Origin of the sequence: Allobosea sp. 2KB_26 (assembly GCF_052115715.1) — a bacterium.
Lineage (GTDB): Bacteria > Pseudomonadota > Alphaproteobacteria > Rhizobiales > Beijerinckiaceae > Allobosea.
This window is the reverse complement of the sequence record NZ_JBFRHE010000005.1, coordinates 63,136-79,121: the sequence shown is the minus strand read 5'-3', so window position 1 is coordinate 79,121 and position 15,986 is coordinate 63,136. Positions and strand designations below refer to the sequence as shown.

14 protein-coding genes are annotated in these 15,986 nt (G+C 64.8%); 7 read left to right on the top strand and 7 right to left on the bottom strand.

Going from position 1 to position 15,986, the window contains the following annotated elements; all coding sequences use genetic code 11:
* Nucleotides 1-34: 34 nt before the first annotated feature.
* The 3 genes from AB4099_RS16215 to AB4099_RS16205 all read right to left on the bottom strand — a co-directional run bounded on the left by AB4099_RS16215 (nucleotide 35) and on the right by AB4099_RS16205 (nucleotide 3,722).
* On the bottom strand, nucleotides 35-2,332 hold the full coding sequence (locus tag AB4099_RS16215; protein WP_441478801.1) for an NADP-dependent malic enzyme: 2,298 nt from the start codon (nucleotides 2,330-2,332) through the stop codon (nucleotides 35-37).
* A gap of 278 nt (nucleotides 2,333-2,610) precedes the next feature.
* Nucleotides 2,611-2,847: an Lrp/AsnC ligand binding domain-containing protein gene (locus AB4099_RS16210; RefSeq protein ID WP_038361355.1), complete on the bottom strand. Its 237-nt coding sequence runs from the start codon at nucleotides 2,845-2,847 to the stop codon at nucleotides 2,611-2,613.
* Nucleotides 2,848-2,897: 50 nt separating this feature from the next.
* Nucleotides 2,898-3,722: an alpha/beta hydrolase gene (locus AB4099_RS16205; protein ID WP_441478800.1), complete on the bottom strand. Its 825-nt coding sequence runs from the start codon at nucleotides 3,720-3,722 to the stop codon at nucleotides 2,898-2,900.
* Between the two features lie 153 nt (nucleotides 3,723-3,875).
* On the opposite strand from AB4099_RS16205, the gene AB4099_RS16200 reads away from it, so the two are divergent.
* Entirely contained in the window at nucleotides 3,876-4,877 is a 1,002-nt protein-coding gene (locus AB4099_RS16200) for an asparaginase (protein WP_441478799.1), read from the top strand.
* 97 nt (nucleotides 4,878-4,974) lie between these two features.
* Here the strand turns inward: AB4099_RS16200 and AB4099_RS16195 are convergent, their stop codons facing one another.
* Entirely contained in the window at nucleotides 4,975-6,351 is a 1,377-nt protein-coding gene (locus AB4099_RS16195; RefSeq protein ID WP_162768119.1) for a TIGR03808 family TAT-translocated repetitive protein, read from the bottom strand.
* 106 nt (nucleotides 6,352-6,457) lie between these two features.
* Complete coding sequence (gene meaB / locus AB4099_RS16190; RefSeq protein ID WP_441478798.1) at nucleotides 6,458-7,432, bottom strand: methylmalonyl Co-A mutase-associated GTPase MeaB; 975 nt, start codon at nucleotides 7,430-7,432, stop codon at nucleotides 6,458-6,460.
* A 109-nt stretch (nucleotides 7,433-7,541) separates the two neighbouring features.
* Between meaB and AB4099_RS16185 the strand changes: the two genes are divergently transcribed.
* From AB4099_RS16185 to AB4099_RS16175, 3 genes are all read left to right on the top strand, one after another.
* Complete coding sequence (locus AB4099_RS16185) at nucleotides 7,542-8,705, top strand: alpha/beta hydrolase (protein ID WP_441478797.1); 1,164 nt, start codon at nucleotides 7,542-7,544, stop codon at nucleotides 8,703-8,705.
* Between the two features lie 147 nt (nucleotides 8,706-8,852).
* Complete coding sequence (locus tag AB4099_RS16180) at nucleotides 8,853-9,854, top strand: alpha/beta hydrolase (RefSeq protein WP_441478796.1); 1,002 nt, start codon at nucleotides 8,853-8,855, stop codon at nucleotides 9,852-9,854.
* 57 nt (nucleotides 9,855-9,911) lie between these two features.
* Nucleotides 9,912-10,805 carry an alpha/beta hydrolase family protein gene (locus tag AB4099_RS16175; RefSeq protein WP_441478795.1) on the top strand — a complete coding sequence of 298 codons (894 nt, stop codon included), beginning with the start codon at nucleotides 9,912-9,914 and terminating at the stop codon, nucleotides 10,803-10,805.
* A 3-nt stretch (nucleotides 10,806-10,808) separates the two neighbouring features.
* Here the strand turns inward: AB4099_RS16175 and AB4099_RS16170 are convergent, their stop codons facing one another.
* Nucleotides 10,809-11,267: an Lrp/AsnC family transcriptional regulator gene (locus AB4099_RS16170; protein WP_441478794.1), complete on the bottom strand. Its 459-nt coding sequence runs from the start codon at nucleotides 11,265-11,267 to the stop codon at nucleotides 10,809-10,811.
* A gap of 150 nt (nucleotides 11,268-11,417) precedes the next feature.
* On the opposite strand from AB4099_RS16170, the gene AB4099_RS16165 reads away from it, so the two are divergent.
* Entirely contained in the window at nucleotides 11,418-12,701 is a 1,284-nt protein-coding gene (locus AB4099_RS16165; protein WP_113514600.1) for a cystathionine gamma-synthase family protein, read from the top strand.
* Between the two features lie 92 nt (nucleotides 12,702-12,793).
* Here AB4099_RS16165 and AB4099_RS16160 read toward each other — a convergent pair whose 3' ends face one another.
* Entirely contained in the window at nucleotides 12,794-13,531 is a 738-nt protein-coding gene (locus AB4099_RS16160; RefSeq protein ID WP_441478793.1) for a DUF3750 domain-containing protein, read from the bottom strand.
* A gap of 142 nt (nucleotides 13,532-13,673) precedes the next feature.
* On the opposite strand from AB4099_RS16160, the gene AB4099_RS16155 reads away from it, so the two are divergent.
* Together AB4099_RS16155 and AB4099_RS16150 are read left to right on the top strand one after the other, a co-directional pair.
* On the top strand, nucleotides 13,674-14,789 hold the full coding sequence (locus tag AB4099_RS16155) for a polyamine ABC transporter substrate-binding protein (RefSeq protein WP_441478792.1): 1,116 nt from the start codon (nucleotides 13,674-13,676) through the stop codon (nucleotides 14,787-14,789).
* A complete protein-coding gene (locus tag AB4099_RS16150) occupies nucleotides 14,786-15,982 on the top strand; it encodes an ABC transporter ATP-binding protein (RefSeq protein ID WP_441478791.1) in 1,197 nt (398 codons plus the stop codon). The genes AB4099_RS16155 and AB4099_RS16150 overlap by 4 nt, the downstream gene beginning before the upstream one ends.
* Nucleotides 15,983-15,986 lie beyond the last annotated feature (4 nt).

Here is a 15,986-nt window from a genome sequence, read left to right as displayed (position 1 = left end):
TGGCAGGAAACGGCGCCGCTGCAACGCCTCCTGACTAGGCTGGCGAAGCCGCAGCGCGTTCCTGCGCCTCGACCACGGCCACGGCCGTCATGTTGACGACGCCGCGTGCCGTCACCGAACCAGTCAGGATATGCACCGGCTTGGCCGCTCCGATCAGGATCGGGCCGACGGGGAGTGCATCCGCCAGCACCTTGGCGAACTGGTAGGCGATGTTGGCGGCGTCGAGATTCGGGAAGATCAGCACATTGGCGACGCCCTTGAGATGCGAGGAGGGCAGGACCCGCTCGCGCACCATCGGCAGGAGGGCGGTGTCGGCTTCCATTTCGCCGTCGCATTCGAGATCGGGCGCGCGCTCGCGGATCAGGCAGACCGCCTTGCGCATCTTCAGCGAGGAGGGGGTGTCGGCCGCGCCGAAATCCGAATGCGAGAGCAGGGCGATCTTGGGCGTGATGCCGAAGCGCGCGACATGGCTCGCCGCGATCACCGCCATGTCTGCGATCTCCTCGGCGGTCGGATCATGCTTCACATGGGTGTCGGCCAGGAAGAAGGCGCCCTTGTTGGTGATGATCAGCGTCATCGCCGAGATATCACGTGCGCCGGGCGCAAGCCCGATGATGTCCTTGATGTGCCGCAGCCGCGACAGGAAGCGCCCTTCCAGGCCGGTGATCATGGCATCGGCCTCGCCGCGCATGACGGCGAGGGCCGCGATCACGGTGTTGTTGGTCCGCACCAGCACCCGTGCGGCCTCGGGCGTGATACCGCGCCGGCCTGCGATCTCAAGATAGGTCTGCACGTAGTCGCGATAGCGCGGATCATCCTCGGGGTTGATCACCTCGCAATCGATCCCTGGCCGGATCGTCAGGCCGAAGCGCTTCACCCGGGTTTCGATGACGCTCGGGCGGCCGATCAGGATCGGCACGGCCATGCCTTCTTCCAGCGCCACCTGAGCGGCGCGCAGCACGCGCTCATCCTCGCCCTCGGCGTAGATGACGCGCTTGGGGTCGGCCTTCGCCTGCGCAAAGAGCGGTTTCATGATGAAGCCGGAGCGGAAGACGAAGCGCGACAGGTCCTCGCGATAGGCCTCGATATCGGCCAGTGGCTTGCGCGCGACCCCGGTATCCATCGCAGCCTGCGCGACCGCCGGTGCAATGCGCAGGATCAGGCGCGGATCGAACGGGTTCGGGATCAGCGAGGTCGCGCCGAATGTCTGCGACTCGCCGCCATAGGCGCGCGCCGCGATGTCGGACGTGGCCTCCCGCGCCAGCGATGCAATGGCGCGCACGGCGGCCAGCTTCATCGCTTCGTTGATCGTCGTGGCGTGCACGTCGAGCGCGCCGCGGAAGATGTAGGGGAAGCACAGGACGTTGTTGACCTGGTTCGGATAGTCCGAGCGGCCGGTGCAGATCATCGCATCAGGACGTGCAGCAAGCGCATCCTCCGGCGTGATCTCCGGGTTCGGGTTGGCCAGCGCCAGGATCAGCGGACTCGCCGCCATGCGCTTGGCCATCTCGGGCTTCAGGACGCCGGCGGCAGACAGGCCGAGGAAGACATCGGCGTCGCCGATCACGTCGCTGAGCGTCCGCGCATCGGTCTCCTGCGCATAGACCTCCTTCCAACGGTCCATCAGCGTGTTGCGGCCCTTGTGGACCACGCCTTCAAGGTCGGTGACCCAGATATTCCGGCGTTTGGCCCCGAGCTCGACCAGAAGGTTGAGGCAGGCAAGTGCGGCTGCGCCGGCGCCGGAGACGACGATCTTGACGTCGCCGATCTGTTTTCCCGCGAGATCGAGCCCGTTCAGGATCGCGGCGCTGACGATGATCGCGGTGCCGTGCTGATCGTCATGGAAGACCGGGATGTTCATCCGGGCCTTGAGCTGCTCCTCGATCTCGAAGCATTCAGGACCCTTGATGTCCTCGAGGTTGATGCCGCCGAAGGTCGGTTCCAGTGCCGCGACGACATCGACGAATTTCTCGATGTTCTTCTGGTCGACCTCGATGTCGAAGCAGTCGATCCCGGCGAATTTCTTGAACAGGACCGCCTTGCCCTCCATCACCGGCTTGGAGGCGAGCGGGCCGATATCGCCGAGGCCGAGAACGGCGGTGCCGTTGGTGATGACCGCGACGAGGTTTTGGCGCGATGTCAGTTCGGCGGCTTCCGCCGGATCGTCGACGATCGCCTCGCAGGCGGCAGCCACGCCGGGAGAATAGGCGAGCGCCAGGTCGCGCTGGTTGCCGAGAGGCTTCGTTGCCTGGATCTCGAGCTTACCGGGCCGGGGCAGGCGGTGGTAGACGAGCGCGCCCGAGCGAAGATCCGTCGACAAGGTGCTTTTCATCGTCCTGCGTTCCTGGCTCCACGGCCCAAGGCCAAATCAGCTTGGAGGTCGCCCGGAAACGCGGTGCCGTCAAGCGTGCCGGGGGCAACAATCATTCAACCGAAACGACAGGATCGCTCGAGGCCGCCATTGCTCGGACTCCGCCGTCATGCAGATGACAGGCCGCGACATGGTCGGATGCAAGCGTTTTCAGCGCCTGGCGCCGCCTGGCCGCACCGGCGGACGATCTTGCAATGCCGGAACATGGCTGCGCGCCAGGACGAGGGCGGCAATAAGCCTCAGAACGCCTTGAAGGTGATGATCGTGTGCGTGTCGGCGATCTCCGGGATCGACTGCACCTTTTGCGCCACGAAATGGCCGATATCGACATCGGCGGCGACGTGGAACTTGGCCAGGATGTCATAGTTGCCGGCGGTCGAATAAATCTCCGAGGCGATCTCGCGATCGGCGAGTTCGCTGGCGACCTCATAGGTCTTGCCGAGCTTGCATTTGATCTCGACGAAGAAGGTCTGCATCGCGCGCTCCGAAAATCCTGTCCCTCTGGATAGAGCCTCGCGCCGGAAGATCAAGCGCCTGCGAGTTCGGCGAGGCGCTGGCTCATCGCGCTTTCCGGATCGGGAAGATCGGCAAGGACGGTGAAATGGTTCGCGCCGTCGATCTCGGCATAGCGCGTCCTGACGCCTTCCAGGCCCCAGATATCGGTGATGCGGCGGCTTTGCTTCAGGTACTCGTCGCTCTCGGCCCCACCGACCACTGCGTCCATCAGCAATCCCGAGGGGGCCGGCCAGAACAATGGGCTTTCCCGCTCGGCCGATGCCATGTCGAGCCCGAGCGCCTTGTTGATACTGGTCTCGGTCAGGGGCTTCAGGTTGTAGAGACCGGAGATGCCATAGGCTGCCGGCACCAGCTGGTCCGGCAGGTCGGGGTCGACATTCTTCCAGTCGGTGGCGAGCAGACAGGCGGCGAGATGGCCGCCGGCCGAATGGCCGGATGCGACGATCGGCCGGTTGAACTGCCGCCAGAGGGCCGCCGCCGCCTGTTGCAGCTCCCAGACGATGTGGCCGAGCTCGACCTGTGGGCAGAGATCGTAGCCCGCGACCGCCATGGGGACACCGAGCCGATTCACGCCCCGCGCCATATGCGAGAAATAGGAGCGGTCCAGCGCCTGCCAGTAGCCGCCATGGATGAAGAGCACGATGGCGTTGCCCTTGACCGCCTCGGGCTTGAACAGGTCGTAATGCTGGCGCTCGCCCGGGCCATAGGAGATGCCGAGTTCGCTCACGGCGACAGCGCGATAGGCCGCGGCGTCCGCCTGCCAGCCGGCAATGATTCCGGGATGCTCCGGAACGCGGGCGCGGTTATTGTATTCTGTCTCGTAATCCGTCGACATGACTGGCTCGGCTTCTCCGGCTCTGCGGCTTGCGGACAACGTCCTGAATCGCAGACCTCACCAGTCTGCGCCATGGCTTTTGACAGGTCGAGCCGCAAACGCCACAAGGCGGGGCGCCATGTGCATGGCCTCCCTGCGAGCCTGGAGATCGTTATGGAAAACCCCGTTCTTGCCGAGGTGATGCGCGGCGCCGTCGTCGAATCGCGCCATCGCGGCGCGGCAATCGTGGTCGATGCGGACGGCGCGGTGGTGCTGTCGCTGGGGGATGTCGAGCGCCCGGTGTTTCCGCGCTCGGCGGTGAAGGCGATCCAGGCCCTGCCGCTGTTCGAGAGCGGTGCTGCCGACCGCTACGGATTGACCGAAGCCGAGATCGCGCTGGCCGTCGCCTCGCATTCCGGCGAACCGGCTCATGCGGAAACCTCGCTCGGCATGCTGAAAAAAGCCGGCCGGGATGCCGGCTGCCTCGAATGCGGCGCCCATTGGCCGATGAACGAGGCAGCGGCACGCGCCATCTCCAAGGCCGGCCAGCAGCCAACCGCTCTCAACAACAACTGCTCGGGCAAGCATGCCGGTTTCGTCTGTCTGTCCTGCGGCCTTGATGAGGACCCGACCGGCTACGTCAAAGCCGGCCACGCAGTGCAGAAGGCCGTGCGTGGTGCGCTCGAAGAGGTGACGGGCGCTGCCCACACCGCCGATCTCATGGGTACCGATGGCTGCTCCATCCCGACCTATGCCGTGCCGCTGACGTCGCTGGCGCTGGGCTTCGCCCGCCTCGGCTCCGGCCACGGGCTTGGACCAAAGCGCGCCGAGGCCGCATTGCGCATCCGCAAGGCGGTCGCTGCTCATCCCTTCATGGTGGCGGGAACCGGTCGGTTCGACACGCGCGCGATGGAACTCCTGCGCGAACGCATCTTCATCAAGACCGGCGCCGAAGGCGTCTATTGCGGCACGATTCCGGAGCTCGGGCTCGGCATCGCGCTGAAATGCGATGACGGGGCAGGGCGCGCGGCCGAGGTGGTGATGGCCTCGCTGATCGCGCGCTTTCTGCCGATGAGCGAGACGGAAGCAGCGAGCTTCGCGCCGCTGCGCGAAAGCGTCCTGAAGAACTGGAACGGCATCGAGGTCGGGCGGGTGAGGGCGGCGGCCGGCGCCTAATGCATCGGCCCGAAAAGTGGATTGCGGTTTTCGGGAAAGCCGATGCAAAAACAGATGGCTAGATGATTGGACCGGATACGATGTCTGGTCCAATCATCTAGCTTACCGCATTGTTTTCGACGCGGATGCCGGCCGCCCGTTTGTCGGGACTTTGCGTCAGGTCGCCGGTGACGATCTTGCCGTATTCGGTGCCGAGGACGGCACCGAGCTTCGCGTCCGCAATGACATTGTTGGCGATCAGGGCGTTGCGTTCCTTCGGCACCAGCGAGACCGAGATGCCGATCCCGGTCTTGCGGACGATGTTGCCGGTGGCCACGAGGTTGCGCATGGCCCAGGACCAGCCGAGCGAGATGCCGACATCGCTGGCATTCTCCACGACATTGCCGGTCACGGTGGCCTCCGCCTCGACATGCACGCCCATGCCCCCAACCGGCTCCTTGCCTTTCGGGGCATAACCCTTCTGGGCGTTGCGGATGACGTTGTTGGCGACGACGGCAAGCCGCCCACCGTGGTCGAGATTGGTGACGCTTATGCCCATGGCACATTCCTCCAGCAGATTGCCGCTGATGATGGCGCCCTCGAAGGCGAATTCCGAATAGAGCGCGGTCTCGCCACAGCGCTTGCCCTGGTTGCCGATGATCTGCACCGTCGAACCGGAGTTGTTCCGGATGAAGGTCAGCGCGCAGTCGCGCAGGCTGTTGCTCTCGATGATGACGCCGCCGGCGCGGAACAGGCTGATGCCGTTGCCGTTGGGCCCGTCGCCGCCGGAATCCGAACGGATGCGGTTGATCCGGTTGCCGCGGATGAGCGACTGATCGTCGCCCGCCTGGCTGCGCCAGATCTGGATGCCGTTATTGCCGCAATCCTCGATCTGGTTGCCTTCGATCGAGAGCCCGCGCGAATCGAGCGAGAACAGCGCCGATTCGCGCATGCTGCGAAACCTGCTGGCCTGGATCCGCCCGGCCGTTCGGGTCAGGACGAGGCCGACCGAGCCCGCATTGGCGAACTCGCAGTCATTCAGGGTGAACTCCAGGACCTCCTCGGCCGCCACAAGTCCGGCTCGCTCGCTGGCGCGGATGTCGAGCCCGTCGAAGCTGAGCCCTGTCAGCGCCGTGCGCTTGATGCGGCGGGCGATGAGCAATGGGCCTGCTTGCACCGCGACGAGCTGAGTGGCGCCGGGGACACCGACCAGCCGTGAGCCCTCGGGAAGGATGACGTTGGACACGCGATAGCGCCCCGGCGGCAGCAGCAAGGGCGCGCTGCGCCTGGCCGCTTCCGCCAGCGCATTCTGAAGCGGCCGCGATTGATCGTCGGTGGAGCCGGGCCGGAGTCCGAAATGAGTGGCCTCCAGTCCGAGCTGACCGAGCGCGCGCGCTGGTTCACTCCGCGCTGCCTGCTGCGCGGCGGCCGGAACGGCGCATCCTGCTGTCCCAAAAATGGTCGCCGCCAACAGGGAACGTCGAGAAATCGCCATGAGGGCCTCCATGACGCCGCACGAGTACAAGCGGCGTGCCGGCCTGGTTGTGCCGTTTCAGGCCCGTGCGCCGGCCGGGCGGCCCCGTCCGTGGCGATCACTCACTTCAGAGGCCGAGAGCCTGCGCGATTTCCTCGGCCGCCAGGGTGGGGTTGAGTTCTCCTGCCCCAACGGCTGCTTCGAGCGCCGGAGTGCGTGCCTTGAGGACCGGATCATGCCGGAGCTTGGCGCGCAGGCGGTCTTCGACCATGGCCCACATCCATTTGACGTCCTGCTGGCGACGCTTCTCCTGGATCAGATTCCCCGCACCCATCCGCTGGCGATGATCCTCGACCTTCGCCCAGAGTGTGTCGAGCCCATCGCCGGTCAGCCCCGAGACCGTCACCACCGGAGTGGACCAGACGCTCGATACGGGAGCGAGAATGTGCAGGGCCGCGCGGTACTGCGCGGCTGCGGCCTTCGCCGCCACAGCTCCGGCGCCGTCCGCCTTGTTGACGGCGATCATGTCGGCGAGCTCGATGATGCCCTTCTTGATGCCCTGCAATTCGTCGCCGGCATTGGGCAGCATCAGCACGAGGAAGAAATCGGTGAGATCGGCGACCGCGGTTTCGGATTGGCCGACGCCCACCGTCTCGACCAGGATGATGTCGAAGCCGGCGGCCTCGCAGAGCAGCATCGTTTCGCGCGTCTTGGCTGCGACGCCACCGAGCGTGCCGGAAGACGGGGAGGGGCGGATATAGGCGTTGGGATCGACCGCAAGGCGGGCCATCCGCGTCTTGTCTCCAAGGATCGAACCGCCGCTCCGCGTCGAGGATGGGTCGACCGCCAGCACGGCGACCTTGTGACCGAGCCCTGTCAGGTAGGTGCCGAGTGCATCGATGGTGGTCGACTTGCCGACGCCGGGAACGCCGGTGATGCCGACCCGGATCGACTTGCCGGTATGCGGCAGCAAGTGCTGGATCAGTGCATGGGCCTGCCTGCGATGATCGGCCCGGCGGGATTCCACAAGCGTGATGGCACGCGCCAGGGCCGCCCGTTCACCGGAGAGAATTGCATCGGCGAGGGTGGAGACGTCAGCCATGACAGGCACCTAGCAAGCCTTGGGCTCGGGCGACAAGCCGCGAGTTCCGTCATCACTGTGTCATCCGCGCCTCTTGAACATCCGCAACGTCAATGAGACGAGATCGGTCATGATGCGTGCGGCATTCCGGGTTCGATTGATTGCGCTGGCCTTGCTGGCACCTCTTGGCCTCGCGGCATGCGGCGGCCCACCAAGAGACCTGTCGCTCACCAGCGTCAATGCAGCGGATATCGTCGGGACCGTGCGGATTTTCGTGGCCTCGACCCGTGAGATGGGGGCGGAACCGCAATATTTCACCGGAGAACGGGGACAGCAGCTCTCCTTCGCCAAGATCGATATCTCGGTGCCGAAGGCGCATAAGTTGGGTGAGCTCGAGCTTCCCGGCAGCTACGGCAAGACCAACCCGGCGGAGCATTTCGCGGTGACTTCGGTGGAGCGGATCGACCTCTCCCCGATTGTCGCGCGCGTCCGGCGCGAGATCGCGGCAAGGCCGGCAAAGGAGCGCGAGGTCCTCGTCTTCGTTCACGGCTACAACACGAGCTTTGCGGACGCGGCCTATCGTTTCGCCCAGATCGTCCATGACTCGGATTTCAAGGGCGTGCCGGTGCTGTTCACCTGGCCCTCGCGAGGGCAGCTATTGGCCTACCCTTACGACCGGGAAAGCGCATTCTATTCCCGCGATTTCCTCGAGATGAACCTGCGCGCGATCGCCAAGGACCTCGGTCCGAGCCGCATCGACATCCTCGCGCATTCCATGGGAACGCAGTTGACGCTGGAAACCCTGCGGCAGGCATCCATTCGCGGCGACGGCAATTTCGGCGGAAAGCTCCGCGACGTCATGCTGGCTGCGCCCGATGTCGATCTCGATGTGTTCAAGACCGTGATGCGCGAGATCAAGACGCCGGTGACGGTCTTTGTCTCGGCCGACGACAAGGCGCTCGAATTTTCGCGCCGCTTCGCCGGCGACAAGAAGCGCCTGGGGGCGATCTCCGCGAGCGACAAGGATACGGTCGCGGAGCTGGCGAAATCCGGGGTCGATATCATCGATCTGTCCGACGTTTCGACCAGCGACAGTCTCAACCACGGCAAGTTCGCCGCCTCGCCCAAGGTCGTCCAGATGATCGGCAAGCGGCTGCAGGCGGACAGGGGCATCGCGATGCGCGGCCCTCAATTCGGCGATCGCCTGGGCGATATCGCCGGCGGCGTGGTCGGCACCGTCGGTGGCACGCTGGAACTCGTGGTCACGGCCCCGGCTGCGATCGTCCAGCAATAGGGCGGCAGCTGTTGCGCCAGGGCCACGCGCGAGGCTTGCGCGAAGATTGCTGCAGGGTTGCCGCAATATGGCCGCGTTAGCTTGGCCTTAAGGCCGGGCTGGCCATTTCCGCCCGCATTCCTGCAACACTGGAATTCTCGATCGCCCATGTCCGCTGTGCGGCACGCCCCTTCCCGTCGCTTCGTTGCGCTTGCAGCGCTGCTTTCGCTCGGCCTGTCGGCCTGCGCGCAGACCGAGGCGGCGATCTCGCCATTCTCGGAAACGGCTCATGCTGATTCGTCCACTTTCGGCAGGGAGCCCGTGCTTCTGGTTGCGACCACGCGGAAGTCACTCGGCGACCGCGAGCCGTTCTTCGGGCCGGATCGCGGTTCGGGCTTGAGTTTCGCTGAAGCGCGCCTGTCGCCTCCGGGACGCGGCGTTGTCGCGGCGACCGTCGGCAGTGACTGGCGCGTCGTCGGTGTCAGCAACCGGACGTCCACCAACGCGGCCCGCGCCTTCGCGGACGCTGCGACCGGGCGCGACGTATTGCTCTATGTCCACGGCTATAACGAGACCTTCGAATCCGCCGCCCGCAGCGCCGGACAGCTGTCGCATGCGCTGAAGTTCCAGGGGCGTACCGCGCTGTTCACCTGGCCCTCCGGCGGCAAGCTCTTCGATTACGGCTATGATCGCGAGAGCGCGCTCTGGTCGCGTGAAGGCTTCGTCCAGGCCTTGCGCGCCCTCGTCGCCAACCCGACCGTGGGTCGCATCCACATCGTCGCACATTCGATGGGCACCTTCCTGACACTGGAAGCCCTGCGCGAATTGCGGGATTCGTCGGACGTCTCCTCGCAGATTGGCTCGATCGTCTTCGCTTCGCCCGATATCGACATCGACGCGTTCGAGCAGACGGTCTCCCGGCTGGGTCCGCTTGCCCAGCGCATGACCCTGATCATCGACCCTGATGACAGGGCGCTTGCCATATCCTCGCGTATCGCCGGCGGCGTGGCGCGGGCCGGCGCGGCCGAACGCTCGCGGCTCGAGGCTCTGGGTGTGCGTGTCGCCGATACCTCCGGCCGCGGCTGGAGCATGCTGAGGCATGATCTGTTCCTGACGGACAGCGAGGTCACGCAGGTGGTGCGTCGCGCCATGGACCGCACGGGCTCCTGAGGCTTGCGGAGCGGCCCGTCTTGGGGGCAGCATCGCACTACCTTCAAGGAGACGCCGATGCCACGCGTGTTGTTGCGCGCCGCTTGCCTGCTTGTGCTCATGCCTTGGGCCGGGCAGGCGCATGACCTGACGCCGTTCCAGGAAGCCGGGCGCTCGCATGTCTTGCATGAGGACGTTTCGCCCACCGGCACCGAGACCATCAATATCGAGACCTATGTACCGCAGGCCTGCGCCGACAAGCGCTGCCCGCTGGTGATCTCGCTGCACGGCCTGCTGCGCAATGCAGCCTCCGCGCGCGACAACTGGGTGGAAGCGGCAGACCGGCATGGCCTGATCATTGCCGCCCCGCATTTCGACAAGGAGCGCTTTCCGACGCGTCTCTACCAGCAGGGTGGAGTCCAGGGTGAGCCGGACCGGACGAAATGGGTCTACGCGGTCATCGAGCGCTTCTACGACCGGGCGTTGAAGAGCGGTCGCGTCACGGACACAGGCTATGTCCTATTCGGCCATTCCGCCGGAGCGCAGTTCGTCCACCGCATGGCGATTTTGATGCCGGAGGCACGATTCTCGACAGCGGTCACCGCCAATGCCGGCTACTACACCTTGCCTGTCGGCAAGGAGGCGGCCGGCGGCTTCAGTTATCCCTATTCGCTCGATGGCACGCCGGCGACCGCGGCCAGCACGAAGGCGGCCTTGGCCAAGCCGATGCTGATCATGCTGGGCGATCGGGATACCGACCCAAACCACCCGCAACTCAACAAGTCCAAAGGCGCAGAGGCGCAAGGCCCCAACCGCTTTGCCCGCGGAGAGAATTTTACGCGCGTTGCGGCCGCAGAGGCGAAGCGCCTTGGGGTTGCCAGCCCATGGCGCGAGGTTGTCGTGCCAAACGCCGGACACGAGCAGGGCAAGATGGCGAATGCGGCGGCGCAGGCGCTGTTCGGCGGCAGATAGGGCTCAGAGCGGTGGCAGGCCGTTGCGCTTCTTGATGGTTGCCATGGCGAAATTCGACTCGACCGAGTGGATGCATTTCAGCCGCGTGATCTTCTGCTTCAGGAAGCGCTCATAGCCCTCGATCCCGTCTGTCAGCACCCGCAACAGGTAATCCTGCGACCCGGTCATCAGATAGCGCTCGGCGACCTCGTTCCAGCTCTCGACGGCTTTCTCGAACTCGCTGATATGCTCCTGGGTCTGCTGGCTGAGCCGAATCGAGACAAAGACGCTGAAGGGCAGGCCATAGGCCTTGGGGTCGACGACCGCAGAGTAGCCCCTGATCACGCCGGTCTCTTCCAGTCGCTTCAGCCGGCGCAGGCAGGGCGTCGGCGACAGGCCGATCTTCTGCGACAGGTCCTGATTGGTGATGCGCCCGTCCTCCTGCAGCACGGCAAGCATACGGCGGTCTGTCGTATCGAGCATAAGATGCTCCTCGAATTCGATATCTGAGCAGGAAGATGCGCAAACGGGATCTAATCCCGAGGGGATCATTCATGCAATGCCGCGCGGATCGGCCTAACCTGCCTTTCTGGTGCCGCAAGGTCGGCAGCCTGATCGGCAGAGGAGAGTGCGATGAGCCAGGACAATTATCACAAGGACCGCATCGCCAACCGCAAGCTCCATCCCGAGACGCTGATGATGGGCTATGGCTACTCGCCGGCGATGTCGGAGGGCTCGCTCAAGCCGCCGGTCTTCCTGACCTCGACCTTCGTCTTCGAGAGCGCCCAGCAGGGCAAGGATTTCTTCGATCTGACCTCGGGGCGTCGCCAACTCAAGCCCGGCGAGAAATCCGGTCTGGTCTATTCGCGCTTCAACCATCCGAACATGGAGATCCTCGAGGATCGCCTGGCGATCTGGGACGAGGCGGAACGCTGCGCGGTCTTCGCCAGCGGCATGGCGGCCATCGCGACGACCTGCTTCGCCTTCCTGCGCCCGGGCGACACCGTCATCCACAGCCGGCCGCTCTATGGTGGCACCGAGACGCTGCTGAAGAACCAGATGGGCGCCTTCGGGGTGACGCCGTTCGGCTTCACCGACGGCGTCGATGTCGCGCAGATGCGTGCGACCGCCAAGGCCGCCGCCGCCAAGGGCCGCGTCGGGATGATCCTGGTCGAGACGCCGGCCAACCCAACCAATGGGCTGGTCGATCTCGCAGCCTGTGCGACGATCGCCGACGAACTCGAGAAGTCACAGGGACATCGCCCGCCCGTCGTGGTCGACAACACCATGCTCGGCCCGAAATTCCAGAAGCCGCTGCAGCATGGCGCCGATCTCTCGCTGCTTTCGCTCACCAAATATGTCGGCGGCCATAGCGATCTCGTCGGCGGCTCGATCAGCGGCAAGGATGCGCTGGTACGCCAGGTCAAGGGCTGGCGCTCGTCGCTCGGCACGCAGCTCGATCCGAATTCCTGCTGGATGCTGATGCGCTCGCTGGAGACGCTCGACATCCGCATGAGCCGCGCCAACGAGAATGCCCGGCTTGTGGCGGAGTATCTTGCGGGCCATCCCAAGGTTGCCAAGCTGCATTACCTTGGCGATCTGAAGGACGGCGATCCGCGCAAGCCGGTCTTCGACAAGCAGTGCTCGGCGCCGGGCTCGACCTTCTCCTTCGACGTCAAGGGAGGCGAGAAGGAAGCGTTCGCGCTGCTCGACAATCTCCAGATCATGAAGCTCGCGGTCAGCCTCGGTGGAACGGAGACGCTTGTCTCGCATCCCGCCGCGATGACGCATTCGGGTGTCGCCCGCGAATTGCGCGAGGAGATCGGGCTCACCGATGCGCTGATCCGCATCTCGGTGGGCATCGAGAATATCGAGGATCTGATCTCGGATCTGGCGCAGGCCTTCGAGGCGGTCTGAGCGGGAGCTTCATGGCCGGTTTCGAACCGGCCATGCCAGCTTGCCAATTACGGGCATGCCGCCTCTGATTTGGCGCGGCATGCCGAGCGCGCCTAGACGCCCACTCTCCCCCAGCCCGGCAGCTTCAGTGCCGGCTGGCGGATGTCGAATCCGGTGACGAGCCCGAGCAGATTGATCTCGACGCCTTCGACCCAGGCCAGCGTGATGCCGGCGACCCCGAAGAGCGAGACCTGGATGCCCGTGCGGCTCGGCGCCATGCCGAGAAACAAGCCGTCATCGCGCCAGTCCTTCCCGATCGCGGTTGGCGGCAGCGCATGGGCGAGTTCGGGAATCTCGGCGAGCACGTGCTGCACGAAGCTGTTCGAATTGGGCCCCGGCCAGGCGGAATAGCTGTCTGACGTGCTATAGGCGTAGCTCTGCACGGCAGCGCGAATGCGCGGAATCAGCGCCTCGGCTGCGTCGCCCTTCACCTCCGTCACCAGCTCCGGCACGTTGCCGAACCAGCGGCCATCGGCCTCGCGATGGTTGATGCGCACCGGACTGCCCCAGCCGACGACATCGAAGCGGGTATAGGCACTCGCGCCCGCCTCCTTGACCACCACCCAGGAATGATGCGCGAAGATCCCGCGCCAGCGCCCGACGCGGGCAGCGAAGACATGGATCGTCGCCTCGGGCACGGTTGCTGCGGCCGGTAGGAGCCTGGCGCTGGACCAGTCCGCCCGGCGCCAGTCGGCGGCGAGCGGTTGCCATTGCCACCAGGCCGCATGCGTCGCGACAGGCAGCAGGAAAAGGACGATGAAAAGGGTCAGGACGCGGCGCAGATGGTGCATGGCAGGACGATAGTGAGCCCGATTGCGGCATCGCAAGAAAAGACACTGCGACATGACTTCACGAAAAGGTGGTTGAGGCTTGGCGGCAAGCTGATAGCGTGCCGCGCGCCGGGTGGAGATTCACCCGCTAAGGAGGGGCAGATTGGGTTCATCGGTACGGGGGCTGAAGGGCCTTGCGACAGCCATCGCGCTTGGATGGGCGCTGGTTTCGGGCACGGCCGCTAGCGCGCAGGACAAGCAGCTGCGCATTTTCAACTGGTCGGACTATGTCGATCCGGAGGTGCTTGATGCCTTCAAGAAGGAAACCGGCATCACCGTCGTCTATGACACGTTCGACCAGATGGAGACGGTCGAAACCAAGTTGCTCGCAGGCAAGACCGGCTATGATCTGATTGTGGTCACGGCTTCGTTCCTGCCGCGCCATATCCCGCTCAATCTCTACACGCCGATCGATACGGCCAAGGTTCCGAACCTGAAGAACGCCTGGCCCGAGATCCAGCAGCGGCTTGCGAAATACGATCCCGGCAACAAGTTTGCCGTGAACTACATGTGGGGCACGACCGGCATCGGCTACAACGTCGCCAAGATCAAGGAGCGGCTTGGCCCCGATGCAGTGATCGATTCCTGGCGTATCCTGTTCGAACCCGACCAGCTCAAGAAGCTCTCGAACTGCGGCGTGCATGTTCTCGATGCGGTCGAGGAAATGTTCCCGGCGGCGCTGCGCTATCTCGGCCTGAACCCGGATTCGAAGAACGAGGCGGATCTGAACAAGGCCGGCGAATTGCTGCGCAAGATCCGTCCGCACATCCAGAAATTCCACTCCTCGGAATATATCAACGCTCTCGCCAATGGCGATATCTGCCTCGCGGTCGGCTATTCCGGCGACATCCTGCAGGCGAAGAAGCGGGCGGAAGAGGCCAAGAACAAGGTCGAGATCGCCTATTCCATCCCGAAGGAAGGCGCGCTGATGTGGTTCGATTCCTTCGTCATTCCGAAGGATGCCGCCAATCCGGATGCCGCGCTGAAGTTCATCGATTTCGTCAACCGGCCCGAGATGGCGGCGAAGAATTCGGACTTCATCCAGTACGCCAATGGCAATATCGCCTCGAAGCCGCTGCTTTCGGCGGCGGTGCGCGACAATCCCGGCATCTATCCGTCGGAAGCCGTGATGAGCCGGCTCTACACGATCACACCCTACGATCAGAAGAGCCAGAGGGTGGTCAACCGGCTCTGGACCCGCATCAAGACCGGCAAATGAACGCACGCGATGCCGGGGCTTTGGCTCCGCTCCGGGCGAAGCGCAAGGCTTCGCCCGGGAGCGTTCGCCGGGCCTTCCAGCCTTGGAACGACCCTGCGGCAGAGCCGCTGGTCGTCTTCCGCAATGTCACCAAGCGCTTCGACACGGTGACGGCGGTCGATGACCTGTCGCTTGCGCTCTACCCGCGCGAGTTCTTCGCGCTGCTCGGTGCGTCAGGCTGCGGCAAGACCACGCTGATGCGGATGCTGGCAGGGTTCGAGCAGCCGGATGCCGGCGAGATCCTGCTCGACGGCGTCGACATCACCGCCGTGCCTCCGCATCGCCGGCCGATCAACATGATGTTCCAGTCCTATGCGCTGTTTCCGCATCTCAGCGTCGGCGACAACATCGCCTATGGCCTGAGACGGGAAGGGCTGCCCCGCCAGGAGATCGCGCGGCGCGTCGGCGAAATGCTGGCTTTGGTCAAGCTCGACGGGCTCGGGAAGCGCCGCCCGGACCAGCTCTCCGGCGGCCAGCGCCAGCGCGTCGCATTGGCACGCTCGCTCGCCAAGCGTCCCAAGCTCCTGCTGCTCGACGAGCCGATGGCGGCGCTCGATCGCAAGCTGCGCGAGTCGACGCAGTTCGAACTGATGGATCTGCAGAGCGAACTCGGCCTCACCTTCATGGTCGTCACACACGACCAGGACGAGGCGATGACCATGGCCGACCGCATGGCGGTGATGAACCATGGCCGGCTCGTCCAGATCGGCCCGCCCGATGAGATCTACGAGGCGCCGACCAGCCGCTACGTCGCGGAATTCGTCGGGGACATCAACATCCTCGAAGGCCGCGTGGCATCCGTCGCCGGCGAGATCGTACGGGTCGAGACGGCGACGGCCGGCGCGATCGAGCTCGACGAGGAGACGGCCTCGCTTGCCACGGGAGAGACGCTTTTCGTTGGCCTCAGGCCCGAGAAGATCACGCTCAGCCATGACGAGCCGGCGCAGGCGGTCAACAAGGTCGCCGGCGAGATCTGGGATATCGGCTATCTCGGCGATTTCACCATGGTTCAGGTCATGGTCGGCGGGGATGACGGGCAATTGCTCAAGGTTGCGCTTGCCAACCGCACCCGCCGGATCGAGCGTCCGTTCGCCTGGGAGGACAGGGTCTGGCTCTCCTGGGATGTCGAAGCCGGGCTGGTCCTGCCGCCATGAGGAC